Consider the following 12,742-nt stretch of genomic DNA (forward strand, 5'->3'; position numbering starts at 1 on the left):
GGTCATTGCGGCGCGGACGCCGTGAGGAGCGGGGGCGGCGGGGCCACGGCCGGGGAATCGGTGGGGGAGAGGGCGGGCGGCGCGGCCGGCGACGTGACGGGACGCACCGGCGGGCGCTGCAGCTGCTGACCCTCGCGCAGGCTCAGCGGGCCCTTCTGGCCGCACGCGGCGACGGAGCCGAGCACGAGCGCCAGCGCCATCACCGGCAATGGGCCCTTTCGCAACGCCGCGAGCAGGCGGGCCGGTACACTGGAATGCTGTTGCAACATGCAGTGAATTCTACCGGGCCATGACCGCTGACCTCGTTCCCACGCCGCTCACCGATGCCGAGTTCCACACCCTCACCGGCGAGGTGCTGGCGTCCATCGAAAGCACGGTCGACCAATGGCTGGAGGATGACGTGGTGGACATCGACGCGCACCGCACCGGCGGGCTGCTCGAGCTCAAGCTGCCCAACGGCAGCCACCTCGTGCTGAACACGCAGCCGCCGCTGCACGAACTGTGGCTGGCGGCCCGGTCGGGTGGCTTCCACTACAAGCACGTGTCGGGCCGCTGGCTCGACCGCACCGGCCGCGAGCTGTTCGAGGCCCTGTCGGCCTGTGCAAGCGAGCAGGCCGGGGTGCCGCTGCAGTTCAAGCCGCCGCGCTGAGCGGCGGATTCGAAGGGGCGGCGGGCCGTGACGGCCCGCATCCGCCGCGCCGACCCGCTCAGTTCTTGAACAGGTCGAGGATGCCCTTCTTCTCTTCCTCGCTGGGTGCTGCCGGCAGCTTGTCGTCGAGACCGAGGCTGCTGACGCCCGAGCCGTGGGTGTACTCCTCGTAGTACCACTCGCCGCCCTGGTTCACGAGGCCGCCCGGCGCCGAGGGTTCCTCGACGGGCACGCCCTTGAGCGTGGTGGCCATGAAGTCGATCCAGACCGGCAACGCGAGGCCGCCGCCCGTTTCGCGGGCGCCCAGCTTGCGCGGTGTGTCGTAGCCGATCCACACGGCTGCCACGATCGTCTTCTGGTAGCCGACGAACCACGCGTCGAGCGCGTCGTTGGTGGTGCCGGTCTTGCCGTAGATGTCGGGGCGCTTCAGCGTGCCCTGCGCGCGGGCCGCCGTGCCGGAGCGGGTGACTTCCTGCAGCAGGCTGGACATCACGAACGCATTGCGGGCGTCGATGGTGCGGGTGGAGTCGTCGAGCGGCTGCGGCTTCGCCTCGGTGAGCACCTTGCCCTTCGAGTCGGTCACCTTGCTGATCAGGTACGGGTTCAGGCGGTAGCCTCCGTTCGCGAACACGCCGTAGGCGCTGGCCATCTGCATGGGCGTGACCGACCCGGCACCCAGCGCCATGGTCAGGTAGGCGGGGTGCTTGTCGGCCTCGAAGCCGAACCGCGTGACCCAGTCCTGCGCGTAGGCCGGGGTGATGGACTGCAGGATGCGGATCGAGATCATGTTCTTCGACTTCGCCAGGCCCCGGCGCATCGACATCGGGCCGTCGAACGTGCCGTCGTAGTTCTTCGGCTCCCACGGCTGGCTGCCGGTGGACCCCGCGTTGAAGAACAGCGGCGCGTCGTTGATCACCGTGGCCGGGGTGAAGCCCTTCTCGAGCGAGGCCGAGTAGATGAACGGCTTGAAGCTCGAACCCGGCTGGCGCCAGGCCTGCGTCACGTGGTTGAACTTGTTCTTCGCATAGTCGAAGCCGCCCACCAGCGCCCGGACGGCGCCCGTGCGCGGGTCCAGTGCGACGAAGGCGCCCTCGACCTCGGGCAACTGCGTGACCGCCCAGTCGCCCTTCGGCAGCTTGACGAGGCGGATCACCGCGCCGGGGCGGATGCGCGTCTTCGGGCCGGCCTTGTCGGACAGCCCCGAGGTGACCGGCTTCAGGCCGTCGCCGGTGACCGTCACGGTCTCGCCGTTCTGCAGCATGGCGACCACCTTGCGCGGGCCGGCCTCCAGGGCGACGCCGGCGCGCAGCTCGTCGTTGTCCGGGTGGTCGACCAGGGCCTCGGCGACGCGGGTGTCGATGTCCTTCGCGTCGGCCGGCAGGTCGATGTAGGCCTCCGGTCCGCGGTAGTGCTGGCGGCGCTCGTAGTCGAGGATGCCCTTGCGCAGCGAGCGGTAGGCGACGCTCTGCTCGCCCGCCTCGATGGTCAGGTGGACGTTCAGGCCGCGGCTGTAGGCCTCGTCGCCATACTGCGAATACAGCATCTGGCGGGTGGCCTCGGCCACGTACTCCGCATGCACCGGCACCTCGGCGGGCTGGCGGTAGCGCAGCGGCTGCTTGCGCGCGGCGTCGTGCTCCTCGGCGGTGATGAAGCCGTTCTCGAGCATGCGGTCGATGATGTACTGCTGCCGGATGGTGGCGCGGCGCGGGTTGGCGATCGGGTTGTAGCTCGACGGCGCCTTGGGCAGGCCGGCCAGCATCGCGGCCTCGGCCACGGTGATCTGCTGCAGGGGCTTGCCGAAGTAGATCTCGCTGGCCGCCGCGAATCCGTACGCGCGCTGGCCCAGGAAGATCTGGTTCATGTAGACCTCGAGGATCTGGTCCTTCGTGAGCTGCGTCTCGATCTTGAGCGCCAGCAGCACCTCGTAGATCTTGCGGGTGAACGTCTTCTCGGTGGACAGGTAGAAGTTGCGGGCCACCTGCATCGTGATGGTGGAGGCGCCCTGGCTCCGCGCGTCGCTCAGGTGGGCGAGGCCGGCCCGCAGCACGCCCTTGTAGTCGACGCCGCTGTGTTCATAGAAGCGCGCGTCCTCGATGGCGAGCACGGCGTCCTTCATGACCTTCGGGACCTGGTCGATCGGGGTGAAGTTGCGGCGCTCCTCGCCGAACTCGCCCAGCAGGACGTTGTCGGCCGAGTAGATGCGCATGGGCAGCTTGGGGCGGTAGTCCACCAGGCCACTGATCTGGGGAAGGTGCGGGTAGGCGACCGCCAGGGCCACGCCGCCCAGCAGCAGCACGGCGAACGCGCCTGCAACCGCGGAACCGGCACACCAAAGGACTGCTTTTCCGACCCAGCGAACCCAGCGTGGCGTCCGAGAATGGGTCGGACGGGAGGAAGACGTGGCGTTGTTCTCGGTCGCGCGCTTGGATTCGCTCATGAAACTCCAACAAAAGTCGCGGTGATTATAAGAAGCCCCTCCCTGATGGCAGCCGCAGAGTGTGAACTGCTTAACAGGCTGTGAGCGCAGCCTGTCCGGGACAACCCGCATCGCTTCGCTGAACGGCCGTCATGTGACATTTTTTGACCGCTTTCAGCGTGTGAACTTCACAACGATCCTGAGATGCAAGAAAAGGAAATTTCTTTGTTGCACAAAGGGTTTACTGCTAGCATTGAAGTAACTTCTTAACAATCCAGCGCTGGTTTTTTGCGCCCTGGGAGATGGCCTCGTGAGCTTCCTAGACATGTTGTTAGGCCGCAAGCACCCGGCCATGATCGGGCTGGACATCAGCTCTTCCAGCGTCAAGCTGGTCGAGCTCGGCCAGACCGCCTCCGGCGATTACGTGCTTGAGCGCTTTGCCTCCGAGAGCTTCGAGAAGGGCTGGATCACCGACGGCCAGATCGAGAAGTTCGACGAAGTGGCCGAGGCCGTGCGCCGAGTGGTGTCCAAGAGCGGCACCAAGACCAAGCAGGTCGTGCTGGCCATGCCCCAGTCCGCCGTGATCACCAAGAAGATCATGCTGCCGGCCGGGCTCCGCGAGGAAGAGCTGGAACTCCAGGTCGAATCCGAGGCGAACCAGTACATCCCGTTCTCGCTCGACGAAGTGAGCCTCGACTTTTCCGTGATCGGCCCGAGCCCCACGTCCGTCGGTGACGTCGAGGTGCTGATCGCCGCATCGCGCAAGGACCGCGTCCAGGACCGTCAGGGTCTGGCCGAGGCCGCCGGCCTCAAGCCCGTCGTCCTCGACATCGAATCCCACGCCTCGCGCCTCGCCATGGGCCGCCTGATCGAGTCTCTGCCCAACGAGGGCAAGGATGCGCTCGTGGCCCTGTTCGAGATCGGCGCGGACACCACCAGCCTCAAGGTCCTGCGCGACGACGAGATGCTGTACGACCGCGACCAGGCCTTCGGCGGCTCGCAGCTCACGCAGCTCATCTCTCGGCAGTACGGGTTCTCGTATGAGGAAGCCGAGCAGAAGAAGCTGTCGGCCGAACTGCCCGAAGACTACGAATCGTCCATCCTGGCCCCCTTCGTCGACAGCCTCTCGCAGGAAATCGGCCGGGCGCTCCAGTATTTCTTCACCAGCACCCCGCACCACAAGGTGCACTACGTGATGCTGGCGGGCGGCACCGCCACGCTGCCGGGCCTGAAGGACCGGGTCACCGAGCTGACCGGCTTCGCCTCGATGGTGGTCAACCCCTTCGAGAGCATGAAGCTCGGCTCCGCGGTGCGTGAAAGCAAGCTGCGTCGGGAGGCTCCGTCCTATCTCACGGCGTGCGGACTGGCCATGCGGAGGTTCCTGCTGTGATCTTGATCAACCTGCTCCCGCACCGGGAGGAAAAGCGCAAGCGGCGCAAGGCAGCCTTCTTCCTGGGCCTCGGCCTGGCGGCGGCCGTCGGGGTGGTCATCGCGGCGATGTGGTATCTCGTCCTGCAGCAGATGATCTCGTCCCAGCAGCAACGCAACGGGTTCCTGCAGGCGGAAATCCGCAAGCTCGAAGTCCAGATCAAGGACATCGCGACGCTTCGCGCCGAGATCGACAACCTCAAGGCGCGGCAGAAAGCGGTCGAAGACCTGCAGACCGACCGCAACATTCCTGTCCACGTGCTCAACGAACTCGTCAAGCAGACGCCCGAAGGCATCTACTACACCGCTGTCCGCCAGAACGGCCAGGTGCTGGTGCTGACCGGCATCGCCCAGACGAACGAGCGTGTGTCCGAGTTGCTGCGCAACACCGGCAACAACAGCGAGTGGTTGACCCGGCCCGAGCTGGTCGAGATCAAGGCGATCGGCGCCAACGCGTCCAACCGCGACCAGCGCCGGATGTTCGATTTCTCGATGCGCGTGAGCATCAAACGGCCCCAGGCTGCAGGACCCGATTCGGCAGCGTCGGCGGCCAGCGCGCCCGCCAGCCCGGTCAAGCCCGCCACGAAGCCCTGACCCCAGAGACGCCATGGCAACGAAAGCGAAATCCGCCAACATCGACCTGAACTCGGTCTTCGGGGCTGCTGCCTCGCAGTTCCGCGGGCTGAATCCGAACGAGCCGGGCCAGTGGCCCCTGCTGCCCAAGTTCGTCGCCTGGATCGCCATCGCCGTCGCGATCGTCGCGCTGGGCTGGTTCTCGGTGATCTCCACCGCCGACGACGAGCTCGAGGCTGAACGCCTCCGTGAACCGGCGCTCAAGCAGGACTACCGCAACAAGCTGGCCCAGGCCGTGAACCTCGAGGAACTGCGCAAGCAGAAGCTGCAGGTCGAGGAATACGTGACCCAGCTCGAGAAGCAGCTGCCGGGCAAGGCCGAAATGGACGCCCTGCTGTCCGACATCAACCAGGCCGGCCTGGGCCGTGGCCTCCAGTTCGAGTTGTTCCGTCCCGGCCAGGTGGTGGTCAAGGACTACTACGCCGAACTGCCGATCGCGGTGAAGGTGTCCGGCCGGTACCACGACATCGGGTCGTTTGCGGCCGATGTGTCGAACCTCTCGCGCATCGTCACGCTGCACAACCTCGTGCTCACCACGCCCCCCAGGGACGCGAGCGGCAACCTGATCATGGAAGCCACCGCGCGGACGTACCGCTATCTCGACGCCGAGGAAATCCAGGCGATGAAGAAGGCCGCCGAGAAGTCGGCGAAGAAGCCGGGAGCGAAGAAATGATGCCCACCCCCTTGCGAGGCCTCGCCCTCGTCATGGCGACGCTGACTTCGCTGGCGGCGCTCACGGCCTGCAGCGCTTCGCAGGATGAACTGCAGCAATGGATGGACCAGCAGCACCGCGAGGTGAAGCCGAACGTCACGCCGCTGTCGCCGCCGAAGAAGTTCGACCCGCAACCGTACCTGGCGTCCAACGCCGTCGAGCCGTTCAGCAACCAGAAGCTCACCGTGGCGGTCAAGCAGGAAGCCAGGCAGGTGAATTCGCTGCTGGCGGGCGAGATCAACCGCCGCAAGGAGCCGCTCGAGGCCTACCCGGTCGACAGCATGCGAATGGTCGGCAGCGTCACGAAGGGCGGCCGCCCGCAGGCGTTGCTCCAGGTCGACAAGCTGCTTTACCAGGTGAAGATCGGCGACTACATCGGGCAGAACTACGGAAAGATCCGTTCGATCACCGAAACCGACATCGCCTATCGGGAAATCGTTCAAGACGCGGCAGGTGAATGGATCGAGCGCATCAGCTCCCTCCAGCTTCAGGAGAAGGCGCGATGAAGAGCATGCAGGAGAATCAGATGATCAGTCAGTGGCGGGTCCGCGCAGCGGCCCTCGTGTTGTTCTTCGGGGCGCCGCTCGCGGCCTGGGCCCAGACGACCATCCAGTCGATCAACACGACCCAACAAGGCGGATCGGAAGTCGTTCGCATCGAGCTGTCCGAAGCGCTGCCGGCGGTGCCGGCGGGCTTCACCGTGCAGACGCCGCCGCGCATCGCACTCGACCTGCCCGGTGTCACCAACGCCATCGGCAAGTCCTCCGTCGAGGTGAACCAGGGCAACGTCCGCTCGGTCAACATCGCGCAGGGCGGTGAACGCACGCGCCTGGTGCTCAACCTGAAGCAACCCGCGAACTACCGTGCCCAGATCCAGGGCAAGGCGCTGCTGGTGTTCGTCGACGGCCCGGCCGTCGCCGGCACGGCTGCGGCCACGGCGCCGGCCTCGTCCAGCGAAACCGTGCGTTTCGCCGAGAACCTGAACCAGAGCCAGCTCGCGCTGAAGAACATCGACTTCCGCCGCGGTCCGGACGGCAGCGGCCGTGTCGTGGTCGACCTGGCGAACAACCAGGTGGGTGTCGACATCCGCCAGCAGGGCCAGACCCTCGTGGTCGAATTCCTGCGCTCCACGCTGCCCGAGCCGCTGCGCCGCCGCCTCGACGTGACCGACTTCGGAACGCCGGTGAACGCCGTGTCCACCTTCCAGAGCGGTGACCGCGTGCGCATGGTCGTCGAGCCCCGCGGTGCCTGGGAACACAGCGCCTACCAGACCGACAACCAGTTCGTGCTGGAAGTGCGTCCGCAGAAGGTCGACCCGAACAAGCTGGTGCAGGGCCCGGGCTACACGGGTGAGAAGCTGTCGCTGAACTTCCAGAACATCGAAGTGCGCGCGCTGCTGCAGGTCATCGCCGACTTCACCAACTTCAACGTCGTCACGAGCGACACCGTGACCGGCAACGTCACGCTGCGCCTGAAGGACGTCCCCTGGGACCAGGCCCTCGACATCATCCTGCAGGCCAAGGGCCTCGGGCTGCGCAAGTCGGGCAACGTGATCCTCATCGCCCCGAAGGACGAGCTGGCCACGAAGGAACGTGTGGAACTCGAAGCCAAGGCTCAGGTGGCCCAGCTCGAACCGCTGCGCACCCAGGCGTTCCAGCTCAACTACACGAAGTCCGAAGAGGTCGCGAAGGGCCTGGTCGGTACGACGGGCGCCGTGGGTGGCAGCAACACCAACCGCATCCTGTCCCCGCGTGGCAGCGTGATCGCCGAGAGCCGCACCAACCAGCTGTTCGTCTCCGACACGCCGTCGAAGCTCGAAGAGATCCAGGCCATGATCGCGAAGATCGACATCCCGGTGCGCCAGGTGCTGATCGAAGCGCGCATCGTCGAAGCCGGTGACTCGTTCGGCCGCAACCTCGGCGTGCGCCTCGGGGCCACCGACCTGCGCGGCCTCAACGGCGGCATCCCGGGCTACAACGTCGGCGGCAGCAACTACGCCACCATCGGCGGCAACTCGAACGCCATCGCGGCCCAGACAGGCCAGACCAACGTCACCAACGTGAACTACGCCGACTCGCAGTTCGTGAACCTGCCGGCCGTGGGTCTGAACAACTACAGCGCGTCCACGTTCGCCGTGTCGCTGTTCAGTGCTGGCGCCAACCGCTTCCTGAACCTCGAACTGTCCGCCCTCGAGGCCGACGGCAAGGGACGCATCGTGTCGAGCCCGCGTGTCGTCACCGCCGACCAGGTCAAGGCGCTGATCGAGCAGGGCGAGGAACTGCCGTACCAGACGGCCACCTCCAGCGGCGCCACCGCGCTGCAGTTCCGCAAGGCCAACCTGAAGCTCGAGGTGACGCCGCAGATCACCCCGGAAGGCAACGTGATCCTGGACGTCGACGTGAACAAGGACAGCGTGGGCCGCAACACCTCGGCCGGCTTCGCCATCGACACGAAACACGTGCGCACGCAGGTGCTCGTCGAGAACGGCGGCACGGTCGTGATCGGCGGCATCTTCACGCAGACGGAGCAGGACAACGTGACGAAGGTGCCTTTCCTGGGTGATATTCCCTACCTCGGCAACCTGTTCAAGACGCGCAGCCGTTCGACCGCGAAGACCGAACTGCTCGTGTTCATCACGCCGAAGGTGATCAATGACCGTTCGGCCGCGCGCTGAACGAACTACCGAACCATTGCGGGGGGCGTCAGAGGCGCCCCTTCGACCTCTGAGAACACAAGACAGGTGAACCGATGAACATCAGCACTCCCTTCAAGACGGCCGCCGCTGCGGTTGCCATCGTCCTGCTGGCATCGTGCGGTGGCGGTGACGACGCCGAAGCTGGCAGCCCGACGGAGTTCTCCGTGTTGCCGAACAAGCTGGACATCACGGCCCCCGCGGGCTCGACGACTTGTGCCGTGGACAACACGGGCCGGGCCAAGTTCACGGTGATGGGCGGTGCCGGTCCGTACCAGATCAAGTCGTCCGACGGAAGCCTGATCCCGCATCCGAACAAGGTCGAGAAACAGGGCGACCAGTTCACCATCGAACTGACTGGGGCCTGCTTCAACCCGGCCACGCTCACCGTCATCGATGCGCTGAACGATGTCGTCACCGTGACCATCACGAACTCGGTCGCCGAATCCTGATCTTCGGGTGCGCGCCATCCGGTAGGATGGAGGCGCTGCGGAACGCCCGCCCGGGGCGGGCAACACTTCGTGATGACCGATCAAAACATCGCCCTCGTCGGCTTGCCTGGCGGGGGCAAATCCACTGTGGGGCGCCAACTCGCGAAGCGCCTCAAGCGAACCTTCATCGACAGCGACACGGTGATCGAGCAGCGCATCGGCTGCTCCATCCGCAGCTTCTTCGAGCGGGAAGGTGAAGCTGCCTTCCGCGACATCGAAAGCGCGGTCATCGCCGACCATTGTGGCGACCAGGCCACCGTGCTGGCCACGGGCGGCGGTGCGGTGCTGCGCGAGTTGAACCGCAAGAACCTCCGCGCCGGCTGCCAGGTGATCTACCTGCGCTCCACTCCCGACGAACTGTTCCGACGCCTGCGCCACGACACCCAGCGACCGTTGCTGCAGGTGAAGGATCCGCTCGGGCGCTTGCGCGACATGTATGGCGAACGCGATCCGCTGTATCGCGAGGTGGCGCACTTCGTGGTCGACACGGGCCGGCCGTCGGTGCCGTCGCTCGTCAACATGCTGCTGATGCAGCTCGAGCTGGCGGGCGTGATCGACCCGGCGTCGGTGCCATCGTCGGTCGTCGTGCCGCCCGAAGGCGCTTGAGCAGCGGGCCACGCCGGCATCCCGCGTGCGGCCGTTAAACTCCAGGGCATGAGCGCCGATTCCCTCCAGACCGTTGCCATCGACCTGGCAGACCGCAGCTACGACATCCTCATCGGCCCGGGCCTGCTCTCGGACGATCGCCATTTCGACGGCCTGCCGAAGGCCGCCACCGCGGTGATCGTGACGAACGAGACCGTGGCCCCGCTGTATGCGCAGCGGCTGAAGGATCGCATCGCCTCGCGCTACGGCCAGGTCCGGGTGATCGCGTTGAAGGACGGCGAAGCCTACAAGGACTGGGCCTCGCTGAACCTGATCTTCGATGACCTGCTGGGCGCCGCGTGCGACCGCAAGACCGTGCTGTTCGCACTCGGCGGCGGCGTGGTGGGTGACATCACCGGCTTCGCAGCCGCCTGCTACATGCGTGGCGTGCCCTTCGTGCAGGTGCCCACGACGCTGCTCGCGCAGGTGGATTCGTCGGTCGGTGGCAAGACCGCCATCAACCACCCTCTGGGCAAGAACATGGTGGGCGCGTTCTACCAGCCGCTGCGTGTGCTGGCCGACCTCGACACACTCGACACGTTGCCCGACCGCGAGCTGGCCGCGGGCCTCGCCGAGGTCATCAAGTACGGCCCCATCGCCGACGATGCCTTCCTCGGCTGGCTCGAGGACAACCTCGACGCACTGTGGGCCCGGGACAAGGCCGCGCTGGCCTACGCCGTGAAACGCTCGTGCGAGATCAAGGCCTGGGTCGTGGGCCAGGACGAGCGCGAATCGGGCCTGCGCGCGATCCTGAACTTCGGCCACACCTTCGGCCACGCGATCGAGGCCGGCCTCGGCTACGGCGAGTGGCTGCACGGCGAGGGCGTGGGGTGTGGCATGGTGATGGCTGCGGACCTGTCGGTGCGCCTGGGCCTGATCGACGCGGCCTATGCCGACCGCCTCACCCGCCTGATCGAACGCGCGAAGCTGCCGGTGCACGGCCCGGCGCTCGGCGCCGACCGCTACCTCGAACTGATGCGCGTCGACAAGAAGTCCGAAGGCGGCGAGATCCGCTTCGTCGTCATCGACGCACCGGGCCGCGCGAGCGTCCGGCCCGCGCCCGACGAGATGGTGCGTGCCGTGCTGGCCGCCCACTCCGGCTGACCCGGGAGCTGCGCGCCATGCTGCAACCGTACGCCTGCCACCCTGGACAGTCACGCGGTCGCCGCCATCCCGAGGTGCCCGCGCCCACGCGCAGCGAGTTCCAGCGCGACCGCGACCGCATCGTCCACAGCACCGCGTTCCGCCGCCTCGTCTACAAGACGCAGGTGTTCCTGAACCACGAAGGTGACCTGTTCCGCACCCGCCTCACGCACTCGCTGGAGGTGGCGCAGCTGGGCCGCTCGATCGCCCGAACGCTGGGCCTGAACGAGGACCTGGTCGAAGGCATCGCGCTCGCGCACGACCTCGGCCACACGCCGTTCGGCCATGCGGGGCAGGACGCGCTGAACGAAAGCCTCCTCGCCGCCGATCCGGCGTCGGGCGGCTTCGAGCACAACCTGCAGAGCCTGCGTGTCGTCGACACGCTCGAGGAGCGCTACCCGGAGCACGACGGCCTGAACCTGTGCTTCGAGATGCGTGAGGGCATCCTGAAGCACTGTTCCGCCGCGAATGCACGGCAACTCGAGGCCGAGGAGCCGGGCGGGGTGGGGCGCCGTTTCCTCGACCGCACGCAGCCGAGCCTCGAGGCCCAGTTGTGCAACCTCGCCGACGAGATCGCCTACAACGCCCACGACGTCGACGACGGCGTGCGCTCGGGGCTCGTCACGCTGGAGCAGCTCGAGGAGGTGCCGCTGTTCAAGCGCTTCCTGCGCGAGACGCTGACGCTGCACCCCGCGCTGAAGGGCCGGCGCCTGCTGTTCGACAGCATCCGCCGCATGCTCTCGGAGCAGGTGTACGACGTGCTGCGCGCCACCGGCGATGCACTGAAGCAGGCGACCCCGGCCAGTGCCGACGCCGCCCGGCTGTGCCCGCCGCTCGTGTCCTTCACGCCGGAGATGGCCGAGGAAAGCGTCGCGCTCAAGCGCTTCCTGCGCGTGAACCTCTACCGGCACCCGCAGGTGGTCGACACCACCGGCCGGGCGAAGGACGTGATCCGCGAACTGTTCGCCGCGTACCTCGCCGCGCCGCCGGCCGGCACCGACGCCGAAGGCGGCGAACCGCGCCGCATCGCCGACTACATCGCCGGCATGACCGACCGCTTCGCCCTGCGCGAACACGAGCGCCTGACCGGGCGCCGCCTGTTCGATTGAGGGCGGGGACATGGCCCGCCTGCCTCGCCTGAGCGTCGGGGGGCTGCCGCACCTCCTCGTGCAGCGCAGCCACCACGGGCAGCCCGTGTTCATCGACGACTCCGACCGCACCCTGTTCCGCAACCTGCTCGGCGACGCGGCCAAGTCGGAAGGGGTCGCCCTGCATGCCTACGCGTTGATGGACGACCAGGTTCGGCTGCTCGCCACCCCCGGCACGGCCGAAGCCCTCGGCCGGATGATGCAGACGCTCGGCCGCCGCTACGGCGGTGCCTTCAACCGGCGCCATGCGCGCTCGGGCGGGCTCTGGGAAGGACGCTTCCGGGCGACCATCATCGAGCCGGAACGCCACTTGCTAGAAGCGATGCGGTACCTCGAGGACGAACACAACTGGGACGGGGGTGTGGCCCAGGCCGAGGGCGGTCCGGTGTCCAGCCGCGGGCACCATGTCGGGCGCCGCCAGGACTCGCTCGTCACCGACCACGCACTGTTCTGGGCCCTGGGCAACACGCCGTTCGACCGTGAGGTGAATTATCGGCGGTTGCTGGAGGAGGGTCTCGCACAGGCGCCGCGTGAAAGGTTGGAGTCCGCCGTCCGCACGGGTTGGCCACTGGGTTCCGAGGCGTTCGTGGCCGACCTCTCGGGCAAGACCGAACGGCGACTCGTGCCGCTGAAACGAGGGCGGCCACCGAAGGCGAAGTAATCTGTCCCCATTTAATTGGCGATCAAAACGTTCAACAATTAAATGGTGCCTGACCCTATTTGTTTGCATTGAACGGTGAGGGTGCCTGCGGTATCCTCGGCAATCCCCTTCTTTACGACATGGA

General features: G+C 66.8%; 13 protein-coding genes. 11 read left to right on the forward strand and 2 right to left on the reverse strand.

Annotation, left to right across the window (positions count from 1 at the left end; genetic code table 11):
* Positions 1-2 precede the first annotated feature (2 nt).
* Positions 3-269 (reverse strand): lipoprotein, encoded by a 267-nt coding sequence (locus tag A4W93_RS05770; RefSeq protein ID WP_157131594.1) that lies wholly within the window; start codon positions 267-269, stop codon positions 3-5.
* Between the two features lie 20 nt (positions 270-289).
* Between A4W93_RS05770 and cyaY the strand changes: the two genes are divergently transcribed.
* The gene (gene cyaY / locus A4W93_RS05775) at positions 290-649 is read left to right on the forward strand and encodes an iron donor protein CyaY (RefSeq protein WP_085749707.1); all 360 of its coding nucleotides are present in this window, start codon (positions 290-292) and stop codon (positions 647-649) included.
* A 58-nt stretch (positions 650-707) separates the two neighbouring features.
* Here the strand turns inward: cyaY and A4W93_RS05780 are convergent, their stop codons facing one another.
* The gene (locus A4W93_RS05780; RefSeq protein WP_085749708.1) at positions 708-3,086 is read right to left on the reverse strand and encodes a penicillin-binding protein 1A; all 2,379 of its coding nucleotides are present in this window, start codon (positions 3,084-3,086) and stop codon (positions 708-710) included.
* A 331-nt stretch (positions 3,087-3,417) separates the two neighbouring features.
* On the opposite strand from A4W93_RS05780, the gene A4W93_RS05785 reads away from it, so the two are divergent.
* From A4W93_RS05785 to A4W93_RS05830, 10 genes are all read left to right on the forward strand, one after another.
* Positions 3,418-4,455 carry a pilus assembly protein PilM gene (locus tag A4W93_RS05785; RefSeq protein WP_237357704.1) on the forward strand — a complete coding sequence of 346 codons (1,038 nt, stop codon included), beginning with the start codon at positions 3,418-3,420 and terminating at the stop codon, positions 4,453-4,455.
* Positions 4,452-5,087 (forward strand): PilN domain-containing protein, encoded by a 636-nt coding sequence (locus A4W93_RS05790; protein WP_085749710.1) that lies wholly within the window; start codon positions 4,452-4,454, stop codon positions 5,085-5,087. The genes A4W93_RS05785 and A4W93_RS05790 overlap by 4 nt, the downstream gene beginning before the upstream one ends.
* 13 nt (positions 5,088-5,100) lie before the next feature.
* Complete coding sequence (locus A4W93_RS05795) at positions 5,101-5,799, forward strand: type IV pilus inner membrane component PilO (protein ID WP_085749711.1); 699 nt, start codon at positions 5,101-5,103, stop codon at positions 5,797-5,799.
* On the forward strand, positions 5,799-6,344 hold the full coding sequence (locus A4W93_RS05800) for a pilus assembly protein PilP (RefSeq protein ID WP_174694902.1): 546 nt from the start codon (positions 5,799-5,801) through the stop codon (positions 6,342-6,344). Before A4W93_RS05795 ends, A4W93_RS05800 begins: the two co-directional genes overlap by 1 nt.
* Positions 6,345-6,364: 20 nt before the next feature.
* On the forward strand, positions 6,365-8,512 hold the full coding sequence (pilQ, locus tag A4W93_RS05805; RefSeq protein WP_237357705.1) for a type IV pilus secretin PilQ: 2,148 nt from the start codon (positions 6,365-6,367) through the stop codon (positions 8,510-8,512).
* Between the two features lie 74 nt (positions 8,513-8,586).
* Positions 8,587-8,982, forward strand: a complete 396-nt coding sequence (locus tag A4W93_RS05810) for a hypothetical protein (protein ID WP_085749713.1) — start codon at positions 8,587-8,589, stop codon at positions 8,980-8,982.
* 72 nt (positions 8,983-9,054) lie between these two features.
* Positions 9,055-9,627 (forward strand): shikimate kinase, encoded by a 573-nt coding sequence (locus tag A4W93_RS05815; RefSeq protein WP_085749714.1) that lies wholly within the window; start codon positions 9,055-9,057, stop codon positions 9,625-9,627.
* Positions 9,628-9,675: 48 nt separating this feature from the next.
* Entirely contained in the window at positions 9,676-10,770 is a 1,095-nt protein-coding gene (aroB, locus tag A4W93_RS05820) for a 3-dehydroquinate synthase (RefSeq protein WP_085749715.1), read from the forward strand.
* A gap of 17 nt (positions 10,771-10,787) precedes the next feature.
* Positions 10,788-11,918 carry a deoxyguanosinetriphosphate triphosphohydrolase gene (locus A4W93_RS05825; protein ID WP_085749716.1) on the forward strand — a complete coding sequence of 377 codons (1,131 nt, stop codon included), beginning with the start codon at positions 10,788-10,790 and terminating at the stop codon, positions 11,916-11,918.
* Positions 11,919-11,928: 10 nt separating this feature from the next.
* Complete coding sequence (locus tag A4W93_RS05830; protein WP_085749717.1) at positions 11,929-12,618, forward strand: transposase; 690 nt, start codon at positions 11,929-11,931, stop codon at positions 12,616-12,618.
* Positions 12,619-12,742 lie beyond the last annotated feature (124 nt).

Origin of the sequence: Piscinibacter gummiphilus (genome assembly GCF_002116905.1) — a bacterium.
GTDB lineage: Bacteria > Pseudomonadota > Gammaproteobacteria > Burkholderiales > Burkholderiaceae_C > Rhizobacter > Rhizobacter gummiphilus.